At 70.4% G+C, this 14865-nt stretch carries 15 protein-coding genes; 12 read left to right on the top strand and 3 right to left on the bottom strand.

Annotated features, from left to right (window positions below):
- Positions 1-16: 16 nt before the first annotated feature.
- Positions 17-1510: an MFS transporter gene (locus OG905_RS12435; protein WP_328667839.1), complete on the bottom strand. Its 1494-nt coding sequence runs from the start codon at positions 1508-1510 to the stop codon at positions 17-19.
- A 186-nt stretch (positions 1511-1696) separates the two neighbouring features.
- On the opposite strand from OG905_RS12435, the gene OG905_RS12430 reads away from it, so the two are divergent.
- The 9 genes from OG905_RS12430 (at position 1697) to mutM (ending at position 8641) form a co-directional block, all read left to right on the top strand.
- On the top strand, positions 1697-2044 hold the full coding sequence (locus OG905_RS12430) for a YciI family protein (RefSeq protein WP_328667838.1): 348 nt from the start codon (positions 1697-1699) through the stop codon (positions 2042-2044).
- Positions 2045-2056: 12 nt separating this feature from the next.
- Entirely contained in the window at positions 2057-3352 is a 1296-nt protein-coding gene (locus OG905_RS12425; protein WP_328667837.1) for an RNA polymerase sigma factor, read from the top strand.
- Between the two features lie 154 nt (positions 3353-3506).
- A complete protein-coding gene (gene rsmD / locus OG905_RS12420; protein ID WP_328667836.1) occupies positions 3507-4091 on the top strand; it encodes a 16S rRNA (guanine(966)-N(2))-methyltransferase RsmD in 585 nt (194 codons plus the stop codon).
- Between the two features lie 26 nt (positions 4092-4117).
- A complete protein-coding gene (gene coaD / locus OG905_RS12415) occupies positions 4118-4597 on the top strand; it encodes a pantetheine-phosphate adenylyltransferase (RefSeq protein ID WP_328682192.1) in 480 nt (159 codons plus the stop codon).
- A 97-nt stretch (positions 4598-4694) separates the two neighbouring features.
- Entirely contained in the window at positions 4695-5759 is a 1065-nt protein-coding gene (locus tag OG905_RS12410; RefSeq protein WP_328667835.1) for an ATP synthase F0 subunit B, read from the top strand.
- A 182-nt stretch (positions 5760-5941) separates the two neighbouring features.
- Entirely contained in the window at positions 5942-6547 is a 606-nt protein-coding gene (locus OG905_RS12405) for a YceD family protein (protein WP_328667834.1), read from the top strand.
- 2 nt (positions 6548-6549) lie between these two features.
- On the top strand, positions 6550-6723 hold the full coding sequence (rpmF, locus tag OG905_RS12400) for a 50S ribosomal protein L32 (protein ID WP_026165248.1): 174 nt from the start codon (positions 6550-6552) through the stop codon (positions 6721-6723).
- Positions 6724-6742: 19 nt separating this feature from the next.
- Positions 6743-7645, top strand: coding sequence for a ribonuclease III (rnc, locus tag OG905_RS12395; protein WP_328667795.1), 903 nt, complete (start codon positions 6743-6745; stop codon positions 7643-7645).
- Positions 7646-7771: 126 nt separating this feature from the next.
- Positions 7772-8641: a bifunctional DNA-formamidopyrimidine glycosylase/DNA-(apurinic or apyrimidinic site) lyase gene (gene mutM / locus OG905_RS12390; protein WP_328667794.1), complete on the top strand. Its 870-nt coding sequence runs from the start codon at positions 7772-7774 to the stop codon at positions 8639-8641.
- Here mutM and OG905_RS12385 read toward each other — a convergent pair.
- Positions 8605-8994, bottom strand: a complete 390-nt coding sequence (locus tag OG905_RS12385) for a winged helix-turn-helix transcriptional regulator (protein WP_328667792.1) — start codon at positions 8992-8994, stop codon at positions 8605-8607. The genes mutM and OG905_RS12385 overlap by 37 nt on opposite strands.
- A 52-nt stretch (positions 8995-9046) precedes the next feature.
- Positions 9047-9925 carry a CAP domain-containing protein gene (locus tag OG905_RS12380; protein ID WP_328667789.1) on the bottom strand — a complete coding sequence of 293 codons (879 nt, stop codon included), beginning with the start codon at positions 9923-9925 and terminating at the stop codon, positions 9047-9049.
- Positions 9926-10075: 150 nt separating this feature from the next.
- Between OG905_RS12380 and OG905_RS12375 the strand changes: the two genes are divergently transcribed.
- The 3 genes from OG905_RS12375 to smc all read left to right on the top strand — a co-directional run bounded on the left by OG905_RS12375 (position 10076) and on the right by smc (position 14683).
- The gene (locus OG905_RS12375; RefSeq protein ID WP_328667787.1) at positions 10076-10357 is read left to right on the top strand and encodes an acylphosphatase; all 282 of its coding nucleotides are present in this window, start codon (positions 10076-10078) and stop codon (positions 10355-10357) included.
- A gap of 390 nt (positions 10358-10747) precedes the next feature.
- Complete coding sequence (locus tag OG905_RS12370; RefSeq protein WP_142213425.1) at positions 10748-10966, top strand: hypothetical protein; 219 nt, start codon at positions 10748-10750, stop codon at positions 10964-10966.
- Between the two features lie 162 nt (positions 10967-11128).
- Positions 11129-14683 carry a chromosome segregation protein SMC gene (gene smc, locus OG905_RS12365; protein ID WP_328667785.1) on the top strand — a complete coding sequence of 1185 codons (3555 nt, stop codon included), beginning with the start codon at positions 11129-11131 and terminating at the stop codon, positions 14681-14683.
- Positions 14684-14865 lie beyond the last annotated feature (182 nt).

Below are 14865 nucleotides of genomic sequence, written 5' to 3'. Positions count from 1 at the left end.
GAGCGCCGCAGAGTTCCTACGAGTCGGTCCGCACCATCTGGGGCACGGCCCGGGCGTCGGCGGCGCGGGCGGTAGCGCCCGACGCCTCGACCGGATGCGGCCCCTCGTGCCGCGGTGCGAGCAGCGCCGAGACGATGCCGACCGCCGCCAGACCCGCTCCGACCCACAGGGCCGGTTTGAAGGCGTCCACGAAAGCGTCGGGCGATCCGTAGACCGCAGGGCCGGTGAAGACGGCCGCGAGGACGGCGATACCGAAGACGCCGCCGAGCTCACGGACCGCGCTGTTCGTCCCCGAGGCGACTCCGGCCTCCTGCTGCGGCACGGAGCCCATCACCGCGTTGGCCACGGTCGGGAAGCACATCGACGTCCCGACGCCGGCCACCGTGAGGGCGGCGCTCAGCTCCGCGTAGCCCATACCGGGGTCGGCGATCGCGGCGACCCACCCGAGTCCGATCGCCTGCAGCGCCAGTCCGGCGGCCATGAAGGGGCGGTTGCCCCAGCGGTCGGCCAGGGTGCCCGCCACGGGCGCGATCAGCATGGGCGTCGCGGTCCAGGGGAGGATCCACAGCCCGGCCGCGAGCGGCGAGTTGCCGAGCCCGATCTGCAGGAACTGCGACATCAGGAACAGCGCGCCGAAGAGCGAGGCGTACATGAAGAAGCTGACGCCGTTCGCCGTGGAGAAGCCGCGCAGCCGGAAGAGGCGAAGGGGAACCATCGGGTTGCGGGCCCGCCGCTGCCAGGCGACGAAGCAGGCCACGAGCGCCGCCCCGGCCAGCAGCGAGGAGATCACTTCGGCACTGTCCCAGCCGACCGTGTTCGCGCGCACCAGCCCCCAGGTCAGGCCGAGGAAGCCCGCTCCGGCCAGCGCGAGTCCCACCAGGTCGAGGCGGGGCCTTGGGCCGAAGCTCTCGGTCAGCCGACGCAGCGCGAGCGGGACCAGGACAAGACCGATCGGGACGTTGAGCCAGAAGATCCACTGCCAGTCGAGACCGTTGGTGATGGCTCCGCCGACGACCGGTCCCATGGCGACCGCCGTGCCGGCGATGCCGCCCCAGAGCCCGATGGCCATCCCGCGCTTCTCGGCCGGGAACGCCTGGCTGATCAGGGTGAGCGTCAGGGGCATCACGATCGCGGCGGCTCCGCCCTGTACCGCGCGGGCCGCGATCAGTGCTCCGACGGAGGTCGAGAGGGCCGCCCCGGCCGAGGCGACGGCGAAGGCGAAGAGCCCGATGGCGTACATACGCCGTCGGCCGAAGCGGTCGCCGAGCGCCGCCCCGGTCAGCAGCAGGCAGGCAAAGCTCAGGTTGTAGGCGTTGACCGTCCATTCGAGGTCGGTGAGTTTCGCGTCCAGGTCGACGCGCAGCACAGGCAGCGCGGTGGCCACGACCAAGGTGTCGAGGGCGACCATGAACAGCCCGAAGGAGGCCAGAACCAAGGTCCATCCCTTATGGGGGCCGACTGCGGCGGGGACACGGGGAGTGGTTTCGTACGGCACGTTTTCCTGCGGCATGGCTTCCGCTCCTTGCGGATCGGTGTGTCGGATTCCGTCTCACTTCCCCGACGGGCGGGGAGAGGGCGAATCGACACAGACCGCAGGAAAATTGCTGGGGAGAGGCTGTCGATCCGGGCGGGTGCCGTACGTCGGCATCATCAGAAGGCCCGAGCGGCGGGCCCACGAGCGAGAAGGGATCGCGCCATGGCGCAGTACCTGATCCTGATCTACCACGACGAGCAGGCCTGGGCGGATGCCCCGCAGGACGTGTGGGACCGGACTCTGAAGGAGCACCGGGCCTTCCAGGAGGCCAACGCCGGAGCCATCCTCGGGAGCAACGCCCTGCACCCGACCGCCACGGCGACCTGCGTCCGCACGGACGACTCGGGCGCCCCGGCCGTCACGGACGGACCGTTCGCCGAGACGAAGGAGGCGCTCGGCGGCTACTACCTCGTGGAGGCCGCCGACCTGGACGAGGCCATCGCCGTGGCCAAGCAGTGCCCGATGCCCTTCGGCGGTATCGAGGTACGGCCCGTGCAGATCTTCCACTGACGGAGGCCCCCGGTGGCTACGGACGGCGCGGCCGACGGGGTCCGCACGGACCCCGCGGTCGCCGCCGCTGTCGCGGAAGCGCACCGCCGCGAGTGGGCCTTCGTGCTCGCCGCGACAGCGCGCCTGACGCACGACCTCGACCTGGCGGAGGAGTGCGTGCAGGACGCGTACGCCAAGGCGCTGACGGTGTGGGGCGAGCGCGGCATCCCGCGTCGCCCCGGCGCCTGGCTGACCACGACCGCCCGCAACCGGGCACTGGACGTGCTGCGGCGGGACGCGACTCTGCGCAGGTCGCTGCCGCAGCTCCTGGACCTCTCGGGCGATCCCTTCACGGAACCGGAGGCTCTGGTGGACGGGGACGGGCCGGAGGAGTTCCCCGACGACCGGCTGCGGCTCATCTTCACCTGCTGCCACCCCGCGCTCGCCGAAGAGGCGAAGGTCGCTCTCACACTGCGCCTGCTGTGCGGCCTGACGACCGCGGAGGTGGCACGCGCCTTCCTGGTGGGCGAGCCCGCCATGGCCGCCCGGATCACCCGGGCGAAGAAGAAGATCGCCGCCGCGCGGATCCCGTACCGGGTGCCGCCCGCCGACGAGCTGCCAGCCCGTATCGAAGCGGTACTCACCGTGGTGCATCTGCTCTTCACCACCGGGCACACCGCTCCGGCAGGCGCCGACCTCGTCCGACGCGACCTCGTGGAACGGGCGCTCGACCTCGCCAGGATGCTGCGCACGCTGCTGCCCGACGACGCGGGCGTCGCCGGACTGCTGGCCCTGATCCTGCTGACCGACGCGCGGCGCGACACCCGCTCGGCCGACGACGGGCGGCTGCTGCTGCTCGCCGAGCAGGACCGTACGCAATGGGACCGCGCTGCGATCGGGGAAGGGATCGCGCTGGTGCGTGAGGCCCTGCGCCGCAGACCTCCGGGGCACTTCGCGCTCATGGCGGCCATCGCCGCCGTCCACGCCGAGGCGCCGAGCTGGGAGGAGACCGACTGGCGGGAGGTGGTGGCGCTCTACGACCTGCTGGTGCAGATCTGGCCGTCGCCGGTGGTGGCCCTCAACCGGGCCGTGGCGGTGGGCTTCGCGGGCGGCCCGGCAGCCGGGCTCGCGGCGGTCGACGCGCTGGCCGCCGAGCCCCAGCTGGCGGGGTACGGCTATCTGGCCGCCGCCCGCGCCGACTTCCTGCGCAGGCTGGGCCGCACCGCGGAGGCGAGATCGGCGTACGCGGAGGCGCTCCTGCTCACGGAGAACGCCGTCGAGAGCGACTTCCTGGCGGGCCGCCTGGAGCAGCTGGGCAGCGCGGACTGATACGGAGCTCCGGACCTGAGCGGACTGAACCCGTGCGACGGCCTATCGTTTAACCACATCCGGTCAGCACATCCGCTCAGCACCACAGCTCAGCGCATCCGCTCAGCCGCAGCCTCAGCCTCATCCGCCTCCGTCTCGAAGGACCCAGACTCAGATGACCCGCGTGATCGCCGGCGCGGCCGGCGGGCGCCGTATCGCCGTCCCGCCCGGCACCGGCACTCGCCCCACATCCGACCGCGCACGCGAGGGGCTCTTCTCCAGCTGGGAGTCCCTCCTCGGCACGCTCGGCGGCATCCGTGTCGCCGATCTGTACGCGGGCTCCGGCGCCGTCGGCCTGGAGGCACTGTCCCGGGGCGCGTCCCACGCCCTCCTCGTCGAGGCGGACAACCGCGCCGCCCGCATCGTCCGGGAGAACGTCCGCGCGCTCGGACTGCCCGGTGCCGAGGTCCGTACCGGCAAAGCGGAACAGATCGTGACAGGCCCGGCGCCCGAGCTCCCGTACGACGTCGTCTTCCTCGACCCTCCGTACGCCGTCACCGATGACGATCTTCGGGAGATTCTGCTCACACTCCATCGCCAGGGCTGGCTCGCGGACGATGCTCTCGCCACCGTGGAGCGCAGCACGAGAGGCGGCGAATTCGTCTGGCCGCAGGGCTTCGAGCCACTGCGGGCCCGTCGCTACGGCGAGGGCACGCTTTGGTACGGTCGCGCCGCCTCTACGTGCGAAGACGCACGATGACCGGTTCGGAGAGCGAGGGACTTCAGTTGCGCCGCGCAGTCTGTCCGGGGTCATTCGACCCCATCACCAATGGGCACCTCGACATCATTGCCCGCGCCTCCAAGCTGTACGACGTCGTACATGTCGCGGTGATGATCAACCAGTCCAAGCAGGGGCTGTTCACGGTCGAAGAGCGGATGGACATGATCCGCCAGGTCACCAGCGAGTACGGGAACGTCGTCGTGGAGTCCCACCACGGCCTCCTCGTCGACTTCTGCAAGGAGCGCGACATCCCGGCGATCGTCAAGGGACTGCGCGCGGTCAGCGACTTCGACTACGAGCTGCAGATGGCCCAGATGAACAACGGGCTCACGGGTGTCGAGACCCTCTTCGTCCCGACCAACCCCACCTACAGCTTCCTGTCCTCCAGCCTCGTCAAGGAGGTCGCCGCCTGGGGCGGTGACGTCTCCCACCTGCTGCCTCCGGTTGTTCACGAGGCACTGACCCGGCGCCTCGCCCAGAAGTGACGAACTGACAGTCCGTCACCCGGTGTCGGGCGGGCGCCGACTGCCCGTACAGTCGTCCCGTCCGTCTCCCATCAGTTCTAGAGAGTGGCGAACCACGGTGGACGTCCAGAAGAAGCTCGACGAGATCGTCGAGGCGGTCGGCAACGCCCGGTCCATGCCCATGTCGGCCTCCTGCGTGGTCAACCGCGCCGAGCTGCTCGCCATGCTCGAAGAGGTCCGTCAGGCCCTGCCGGGCTCCCTGGCCCAGGCTCAGGAGCTGATCGGCGGCCGTGAGCAGATGGTCGAGCAGGCCCGCCAGGAGGCCGAGCGGATCATCGAGACCGCCCACGCCGAGCGCGGCTCGCTGGTCTCGGACACCCACGTCGCCCGCCAGTCCCAGGAGGAGGCCGACCGCATCCTCGCGGAGGCCCGCCGGGAGGCCGAGGAGATCCGTGCCGAGGCCGACGACTACGTCGACTCCAAGCTCGCCAACTTCGAGGTCGTCCTCACCAAGACCATCGGATCGGTCGACCGCGGCCGCGAGAAGCTGCTCGGCCGCGGCCCCGGCCTGGACGAGCAGGGCTTCGCGGACGAGGACGCCCCCGAGTACAGCGCGGACCCGCAGACCCTGATCCAGCGGGCCGACGAGTACGTGGACACCAAGCTGGGCGCCTTCGAGGCCGTGCTCTCCAAGACCCTCGACGCGGTCGGCCGCGGCCGCCAGAAGCTGCACGGCCGGACCACCAGCGACGCTCTCGGCGAGCACATGGCCGCCCAGGACGCGGCGGGCACCCAGCAGCACGCCAGCGACGCCGACTACCTGGCCGGGCTCGCGGAGCTGCCCGAGCCGCAGCCGCAGCCGCAGCCGCAGGCTCAGCCCCAGCACCAGTACCAGCCGGTGGCCGAACAGCAGCCCCAGATCCCGGCCCAGCAGGATCCGTACGCCTACGAGCCCCAGGAGGCGTACGCCGGCTATCAGGCCGATCCGTACGCCGCGTACCAGCAGCAGGGCTACGACCAGCAGCAGTACGCCCAGCAGGACCCGTACGCCTACCAGCAGCAGGTCCAGCAGCAGCCGCAGCAGCAGGTCCAGCAGCAGGGCGCAGCCCTCGACGAGACCAGCCTGTTCGACACCAGCATGATCGACCTGGAGCAGCTGCGCCGGTACGAGCAGGGGCGCTGAACGGCTGCCGGGAGGCGCGGATTGGGTCTACGGCGGCCTGTCCAGTATCCTGGCTCTTCGGTCGCGCGTAGCTCCGCGATCACGGCTGCCCGCTTCGCACCGAGAAGCTCGGGACGGCCCCTCCTCACGATCCGAAAGCAGGAAAAGCCCTGAGCACGCGCCTCGACCACCGCAACCCCCTCGTGTTCGACACACACGAGCTGGGGCGGCGTCCTGGTGCCCTCCAGCGGCTGACCCGCTCGGTCGATGCCCCCAAGGACTTCGGTATCGAAGGGGTCATCGGTGTGCCGGAAGGCGCACCCGTGAAGCTCGACCTCCGTCTGGAGTCGGTCATGGAAGGTGTGCTTGTCACAGGCACCGCCCGTGCATCGGCCGAAGGGGAGTGCGTAAGGTGTCTGGAGCCGCTGAGCCACGAGGTCGCGGCGGACTTCCAGGAGATGTTTTCGTACCCCGACGCCGATGACCGGGGCCGCAGTCGCACTGCGGAGCCGGTCGACGACGCCGAGGACGAGGACACGCTCTTTCTCGAGGACGGCTTGTTCGACCTCGAGCCCGTGCTGCGTGATGCGGTGGTGCTCGCACTGCCGATGCAGCCGGTGTGCCGGGAGGCCTGTGCCGGTCTGTGTCCCGAATGCGGGATCAGGCTGGACGAGAACCCGGGCCACCACCATGACGCCGTCGACATTCGTTGGGCGGCACTGCAGGGACTCGCCGAGACCATTCAGGACGGCGAGAAGGACAACATGGGCGGCGCCGAAGCGGGCGTCGACGAGAAGCAGGAGAAGTAGCCGTGGCTGTTCCGAAGCGGAAGATGTCGCGCAGCAACACGCGCCACCGCCGGTCGCAGTGGAAGGCTGCGGTCCCCACCCTGGTTTCGTGTGAGCGTTGCCAGGAGCCGAAGCAGCAGCACATCGCGTGCCCGAGCTGCGGCACTTACAACAAGCGCCAGGTCCTCGAGGTCTGAGCGGCTGGTGAGAGGCCCGATGTCTGAGCTGTCCAATGCCAAGAAGCAGGCAGACGCAGTAAACACAGCCAACGCAGCCTCGTCCCACACGCTTCTGGAAGGGCGGCTCGGGTATCACCTCGAGTCCGCCCTTCTGGTGCGTGCGCTGACCCACCGTTCGTACGCGTACGAGAACGGCGGTCTGCCCACCAACGAGCGTCTCGAATTCCTCGGGGATTCGGTACTCGGCCTGGTGGTCACCGACACGCTGTACCGCACCCACCCCGACCTGCCCGAAGGCCAGCTGGCCAAACTGCGGGCCGCGGTGGTCAATTCTCGTGCGCTGGCGGAGGTGGGCCGCGGCCTCGAACTCGGCCTCTTCATCCGGCTCGGCCGGGGCGAAGAGGGCACGGGAGGCCGGGACAAGGCGTCCATCCTCGCCGACACCCTTGAAGCGGTGATCGGTGCGGTCTATCTCGATCAGGGCCTCGAAGCGGCCTCGGAGCTGGTGCACCGGCTCTTCGACCCGCTGATCGAGAAGTCCTCGAACCTGGGCGCGGGCCTGGACTGGAAGACCAGTCTCCAGGAGCTCACCGCCGCCGAGGGGCTCGGAGTTCCGGAGTATCTCGTCACCGAGACCGGCCCGGACCACGAGAAGACCTTCACTGCTGCCGCCCGCGTCGGTGGTGTCTCGTACGGCACCGGCACCGGCCGCAGCAAGAAGGAAGCGGAGCAGCAGGCGGCGGAGTCCGCATGGCGGGAGATCCGTGCCGCCGCGGACGAGCGCGCGGCTGCGGCGAAGGCCGAAGCGGAGGCCGGGGCCAAGGCCCGGGCCGAGGCGGAGGCTCTGGCCGAGGCGGAAGCCGAAGCGACCGCTGCTGATGACGAAGGGGCCGCCGACGCCCCTTCGGCCTCGGAATCCGGGGACCGGGCCTCGGCCTGAGTCCACGTTTCCGCTTTCCCCGCGGGGCCCCTCGCTCTCTTCAGGAGCGCAGGGGCCTCGCGGTTTTCCGCCTCAGGCACGGAGGTACGCTGCGGGCGTCACCCTGAGATTGCCCGAAGGAGCCCCGTGCCCGAGTTGCCCGAGGTCGAAGTCGTACGTCGCGGACTCCAGCGCTGGGTCAGCGGGCGGACGATCGCCGAGGTAGAGGTGCTGCACCCGCGCGCGGTCCGCCGCCATCCGGCCGGCGCCGGGGACTTCGCGGCCCGGCTCAAGGGTCACAGCGTCGGGATCGCCCGCCGCCGCGGCAAGTACCTCTGGCTGCCGCTGGCGGACACGGACACCTCGATCCTCGGCCACCTCGGCATGAGCGGGCAGCTGCTCGTGCAGCCCGAGGACGCCGCCGACGAGAAGCATCTGCGGATCCGGATCCGCTTCGACGACCGGCTCGGCACCGAGCTGCGCTTCGTCGACCAGCGCACCTTCGGCGGTCTGTCGCTGCACGACAACACTCCTGAGGGGCTCCCGGACGCGATCGCCCACATCGCCCGCGATCCGCTGGACCCGGCCTTCGACGACGTGGCCTTCCATGTCGCGCTGCGGCTGCGCCGTACGACGGTCAAGCGCGCGCTGCTCGACCAGTCGCTGATCAGCGGCGTCGGGAACATCTACGCGGACGAGGCACTGTGGCGCGCCCGGCTCCACTACGAGCGCCCCACCGCGACCCTGACGCGCCCCCGCTCGGCCGAACTGCTCGGTCATGTACGGGACGTGATGAACGCGGCCCTGGCCGTCGGCGGCACCAGCTTCGACAGCCTCTATGTGAACGTGAACGGTGAATCGGGCTATTTCGACCGGTCGTTGGATGCGTACGGCCGCGAGGACGAGCCCTGCCGACGCTGCGGCACACCCATGCGCCGCCGTCCCTGGATGAACCGTTCCAGCTACTTCTGCCCGCGCTGTCAGCGGGCGCCGAGACCCACCCGCACCTCGTCGTAGCGCTCGCGCGCGGCGAGCACCTCGGGCATCCGGCCCTCGACCAGGTGGATCAGCCCGAGCAGCCGCTCGGCGACGGCGCGTCCCAGCGCGGTGAGTTCATAGTCCACGCGCGGGGGATTGGTGGTCTGTGCCTCCCGGTGGACCAGGCCGTCGCGCTCCAGCGCGTGCAGCGTCTGGGAGAGCATTTTCTCGCTCACACCGTCGACGCGCCGGCGCAGCTCGTTGAAGCGGAGGGTCCCCTCGTACAGGGCCCCGATCGTCAGGCTGCCCCAGCGGCCCGTCACGTGCTCGAGCGTGCCGCGTGAGGGGCACTGCTTGGAGAAAACGTCGAAGGGGTGGCCGTCGTCGTCCATGACGGCCACCCTACTCCGGTGCACTAACTATTCGTAAGCGTTGCAGGAGCGGCTAGAAGCCGAAGTCCTGGGTCCACCAGGGGCCGCCGTCGCCCATGACCACACCCATGCCCAGCGTCTTGTAGTCACAGTTGAGGATGTTGGCGCGGTGACCGTCGCTGTTCATCCAGGAGTTCATCACCGCGGCGGCGTCGGCCTGCCCGCGGGCTATGTTCTCGCCGCCGAGGCCCTTGACGCCCGCCTGGTCGGCGCGGTCCCAGGGAGTGTCCCCGTCGGGGTCGGTGTGGTCGAAGAAGCCGCGCGAGGCCATGTCGGCGCTGAAGTCACTGGCGAGATCCGCAAGACCGGCATCGGCACGCACCGGGCTGCAGCCCACCTTCGCGCGCTCCTTGTTGACCAGGGTGAGCACCTCGGCCTCGGCGGCCGCCGCGCCCGAGACGGCGGGCTTGGCCCGCTCGGGCGCACGGTCGGAGGCGCGGGTCTCGGTACGGGTCGGGGCCGCCGTCTTCTTCTCCGCCTGCGGGGCCTTCGTCTGCTTCGACGGAGTCGCCGACGGCTTGGTCGGCTTGGGGGAGGGGGTCTTCGACGGCGCCTGCGGGCGCGGCGCGGTGGGGCTCGCGGGGGCCGAGGTCCCGTTCGTCGGCTCGGCACTCGCGTCGCCCTGGGTCTGCAGCTGGGCGGAGCCCTCGCTGCGTATCTGCCCGCTCGGCTCACTGCCGCCGCTGACGTCGAACTTGTCGCCGCCCGGCAGCAGGCCGGACGCGACGGCGACAGCGCCTACGGCCATGGCCGCGGAGGCGCCGAGCAGCCCGGTGCGTACGGGCATGCCCGACCGCTTCTTCCGGCGGGCACCACCCCGGTGCCGGCCTGCCGCTCCGTCCGCATGGTCTTGCGCGGCGGGTGCGGCGGCGGAGCGTCGATGGCGTCCCATCTGCTGTGCCTTCCTCATGCTCGACGAGGCTCGACGGTCAAACGTCAAACCGACTCACCCATATGGGTGAGTTTCATTGCGACGGGACTGTACGCCATGACGCGTGGGGGCGAAGTGCTCTGAGTGCAATTGGACGGTTACCGTGCACGCATGAACGATGTCGCACGGCTCACCGCCTGGGTACGCGGCCGAGTACAGGGAGTGGGCTTCCGCTGGTTCACCAGGGCGAATGCTCTTCAGATCGGCGGCCTCACGGGATTCGCCGTCAATCTCGACGACGGCAGAGTGCAGGTTGTGGCCGAGGGACCACGTGAGAATTGCCACCGTCTGCTGGAGTGGCTGCGCTCGGACGACACACCCGGGCGGGTCGAAGGTGTCACCGAGATCTGGGACACCCCGCGCGGCGGCTACGACGGCTTCGCGATCCGCTGAGGTCATCGCGCATTTCTCCGCGGAAGTCGGTCCTGCGGGCATGCCGCGGGCACCTGCCGCAGCAGAAATTGGCTGGTGGTTGCCAAGAAGGGCTTGTCGTGCCAGGCTGCGCCAGTAAGAATGATCTCTACGCCCCCTGGGCCCCGCTGAGAGGCTTCGCCGCACGTTCCGCGGCCGTACGCCCCCGGGTTTGCCCGTCGACGCGGGGCGTGATCGTGTTGACCGTCAAACTTTTTGGTGAGACTCTGGAAGCCCCGCGCACCTTAGCTGTTTGGCAGTAAGAACCGCAGCCGTATTCAGCACTAACAAGCACTGTCGAGCACCGCGGGTGCGAATCCCTCACGACCCACACCGCTTCGGTCGGTCACTCAGTGTGGAGGACCATCCATCATGGCAAAGGCGCTTCTCGGTTACGTCGGCGGTAACGACCCGCGACTCCTCGCCGAGATGCGACGGCTTCAGCAGCGCGTCCAGGACCTCGAATCCGAGCTTGTACGGATTCAGTCCGAGAACGACGCGCTCAACGCTGCCGTCGCTCAGCACCCTGGAGAGTCGTTGCTCGAAGGCATCGACATCGACGTACCCCAGGCGGAGCCTGCGCTCACCTGAGCACGGCGTTCGCTGGAGAATCATCGCGCACAAGATATGCAAGGGACGCCTCGGCGTCCCTTCTTTCTTTTGCGCTCCGCCCCTTACAGTCCTTCCCTTACCGTCTGATGTGCCCTGCACCTTCATAGGTGAAACCGCGAGCGAAAGGTAGAGTCCGGCCGCGTGCACCTCAAGGCCATGACCCTGCGCGGGTTCAAATCCTTCGCGTCCGCCACGACGCTGCGCTTCGAGCCGGGCATCACCTGTGTCGTGGGGCCCAACGGTTCGGGCAAGTCCAATGTGGTGGACGCGCTCTCCTGGGTCATGGGTGAGCAGGGGGCCAAGTCGCTGCGCGGCGGCAAGATGGAGGATGTCATCTTCGCCGGGACGACCGGGCGGCCCCCGCTGGGCCGCGCCGAGGTCTCCCTCACCATTGACAACTCCGACGGCGCGCTCCCCATCGACTACGCCGAAGTCACCATCACGCGGATCATGTTCCGCAACGGCGGCAGCGAGTACCAGCTCAACGGCGACACCTGCCGGCTCCTCGACATCCAGGAGCTGCTGTCCGACTCCGGCATCGGCCGCGAGATGCACGTCATCGTCGGCCAGGGCCAGCTCGATTCCGTACTGCACGCCGACCCGATGGGACGCAGGGCCTTCATCGAGGAGGCCGCGGGTGTTCTCAAGCACCGCAAGCGCAAGGAGAAGGCGCTGCGCAAGCTGGACGCGATGCAGGCCAACCTCGCGCGCGTACAGGATCTGACCGACGAACTGCGCCGCCAGCTCAAGCCGCTGGGGCGCCAGGCCGCCGTCGCCCGGCGGGCCGCCGTCATCCAGGCCGATCTGCGCGACGCCCGGCTGCGGCTGCTCGCCGACGATCTCGTACGGCTGCGGGAGGCACTGCGCAGCGAGATCGCCGACGAGGCCGCGCTGAAGGAACGCAAGGACGCGGCCGAGGCGGAGCTCAAGGCCGCGCTGACGCGCGAGGCGGAGCTGGAGGACGAGGTACGGCGGCTCGCGCCACGGCTGCAGCAGGCTCAGCAGAGCTGGTACGAGCTCTCCCAGCTGGCCGAGCGGGTGCGCGGCACGATCTCGCTGGCCGACGCGCGGGTCAAGAGCGCGAGCGGCGCGCCCGCGGACGAGCGGCGTGGCCGCGATCCTGAGGACATGGAGCGCGAGGCCGCCAGGATCCGTGAGCAGGAGGCGGAGCTGGAGGCCGCGCTGGAGGCGGCCGAGCGCGCCCTGGAGGACACCGTCGCGCACCGCGCCGAGCTGGAGCGGGAGTTGACGGTCGAGGAGCGGCGGCTCAAGGACGTCGCCCGGGCGATCGCCGACCGGCGCGAGGGTCTCGCCCGACTCAACGGCCAGGTCAACGCGGCACGCAGCAGGGCCGCTTCGGCGCAGGCCGAGATCGACCGGCTGGCCGCCGCACGCGACGAGGCCCAGGAGCGGGCCGTCGCCGCGCAGGAGGAGTACGAGCAGCTCAAGGCCGAGGTCGACGGGCTCGACGCCGATGACTCCGCGCTCGGCGAGCAGCACGACGCGGCCAGGCGGGAGCTGTCGGAGGCGGAAGCCGCACTCGGCGCGGCCCGTGAGGCGCTCACCGCCGCCGAACGCCAGCGCGCCGCCGTCGCCGCCCGCCGCGAAGCCCTCGCCCTGGGCCTGCGCCGCAAGGACGGCACGGGCGCGCTGCTCGCCGCGAAGGACCGGCTGAGCGGACTGCTGGGCCCGGCGTCGGAGCTGCTGACGGTGGCCCCCGGCTACGAGGTTCCGGTGGCGGCGGCGCTCGGCGCGGGCGCGGACGCCGTGGCCGTGTCGACCCCGGCGACGGCCGCCGAGGCGCTGCGGCTGCTGCGCAAGACCGACGCCGGACGCGCCGCGATACTGCTGAGCGGCGCCCCCGAGGCCGCGGCGCCCGAGCGGCGCCCGGACGGTTCCCCGTACGCCGCCGATCTGGTGCGCGGGCCCGAGGAGCTGATGCCCGCCGTGCGCAGACTGCTCCGGGGCATCGTCGTCGTCGGAACGCTGGAAGACGCCGAGGATCTGGTCTACGGGCGGCCCGAGCTCACCGCCGTGACCGCCGAGGGCGACGTCCTCGGCGCGCACTTCGCGCAGGGCGGCTCCGCCGGTGCGCCGAGCCTGCTGGAGGTGCAGGCCTCCGTCGACGAGGCCGTCGCCGAGCTGGAGGAACTGGCCGTCCAGTGCGAGGAACTGGCCGCCACCCAGCAGCAGGCCACCGACCGCCGCCGTGAATGCGCCGCGCTGGTCGAGCAGCTGGGGGAGCGCCGCCGGGCCGCCGACCGCGAGAAGTCCGCGGTGTCGGGTCAGCTCGGGCGGCTCGCCGGGCAGGCGCGCGGCGCCGCGGGCGAGGCCGAGCGGACGACCGCGGCCGCGGCCCGGGCGCAGGAGGCGCTGGAGCGGGCCCGCGAGGAGGCCGAGGAGCTGGCCGAGCGGCTGCTGGTCGCCGAGGAGGCCCCCGTCGAGGAGGAGCCCGACACGCATGTACGGGACCGGCTCGCGGCCGACGGCGCCAACGCCCGCCAGACCGAGATGGAGGCCCGCCTCCAGGTCCGTACGCACGAGGAGCGCGTCAAGGGGCTCGCGGGACGCGCGGACGCGCTCGACCGGGGAGCGCGCGCCGAGCGCGAGGCGCGGGCGCGGGCCGAACAGCGGCGCGCCCGGCTGCGCCACGAGGCCGAGGTGGCCTCCGCGGTGGCGAGCGGCACCCGCCAGCTGCTGGCCCATGTCGAGGTCTCCCTCGTGCGCGCCGAGGCGGAACGGGTCGCCGCCGAGGCGGCCAAGGCCGAGCGCGAACAGGATCTGAGCGCCGCCCGCAACCAGGGGCGCGACCTCAAGGGCGAGCTCGACAAGCTGACCGACTCGGTGCACCGCGGCGAGGTGCTCGGGGCCGAGAAGCGGCTGCGGATCGAGCAGTTGGAGACCAAGGCTCTGGAAGAGCTCGGCGTGGAACCGGCCGGGCTGATCGCGGAGTACGGGCCCGATCAGCTGGTGCCGCCCTCACCGCCCGCCGAGGGCGAGGAGCTGCCGGAGGACCCCGAGCACCCGCGGAACCTGCCGAAACCTTTCGTACGCGGCGAGCAGGAGAAGCGCCTCAGGTCCGCCGAACGGGCGTACCAGCAGCTCGGGAAGGTGAATCCGCTCGCGCTGGAGGAGTTCTCGGCACTGGAGGAGCGGCACAAGTTCCTCTCCGAGCAGCTCGAAGACCTGAAGAAGACCAGGGCCGACCTCCTTCAGGTGATCAAGGAGGTCGACGAGCGCGTCGAGCAGGTCTTCACCGATGCGTACCGGGACACCGCCCGCGAGTTCGAGGGGGTTTTCTCGCGGCTCTTCCCCGGCGGTGAAGGCCGGCTGATTCTGACCGATCCCGACAACATGCTCACCACGGGTGTGGATGTCGAGGCCAGGCCGCCCGGCAAGAAGGTGAAGAGGCTCTCGCTGCTCTCGGGCGGGGAGCGGTCGCTGACCGCGGTGGCGCTGCTGGTGTCGATCTTCAAGGCCCGGCCGAGCCCGTTCTATGTCATGGACGAGGTCGAGGCGGCGCTCGACGACACCAACCTCCAGCGGCTGATCCGGATCATGCAGGAGCTCCAGGAGTCCTCGCAGCTGATCGTGATCACGCACCAGAAGCGGACGATGGAGGTCGCGGACGCGCTGTACGGCGTGTCCATGCAGGGTGACGGTGTCTCCAAGGTCATCAGTCAGCGCCTTCGCTAACACTTCTTCAACACTTGAACTAACGCCGATTGCTTCGTGAGTGAACTTGGCTTGATCTCGCCTCTTGACTTCGAAACTTGAACGAATAGTCTCTGCAACGTTGCTATTACCTTCAAGTGGTGGGCGGCGGGCTGTTGTGTGCCGCTTGAAGGGCTCGCCCCCCACGCCCGGCGACGCTGCCG

Source organism: Streptomyces sp. NBC_00322 (genome assembly GCF_036147535.1).
Taxonomy (GTDB): domain Bacteria; phylum Actinomycetota; class Actinomycetes; order Streptomycetales; family Streptomycetaceae; genus Streptomyces.
The sequence above is the reverse complement of the archived record's forward strand: the minus strand, read 5'-3'. Positions and strand labels throughout refer to the sequence as shown.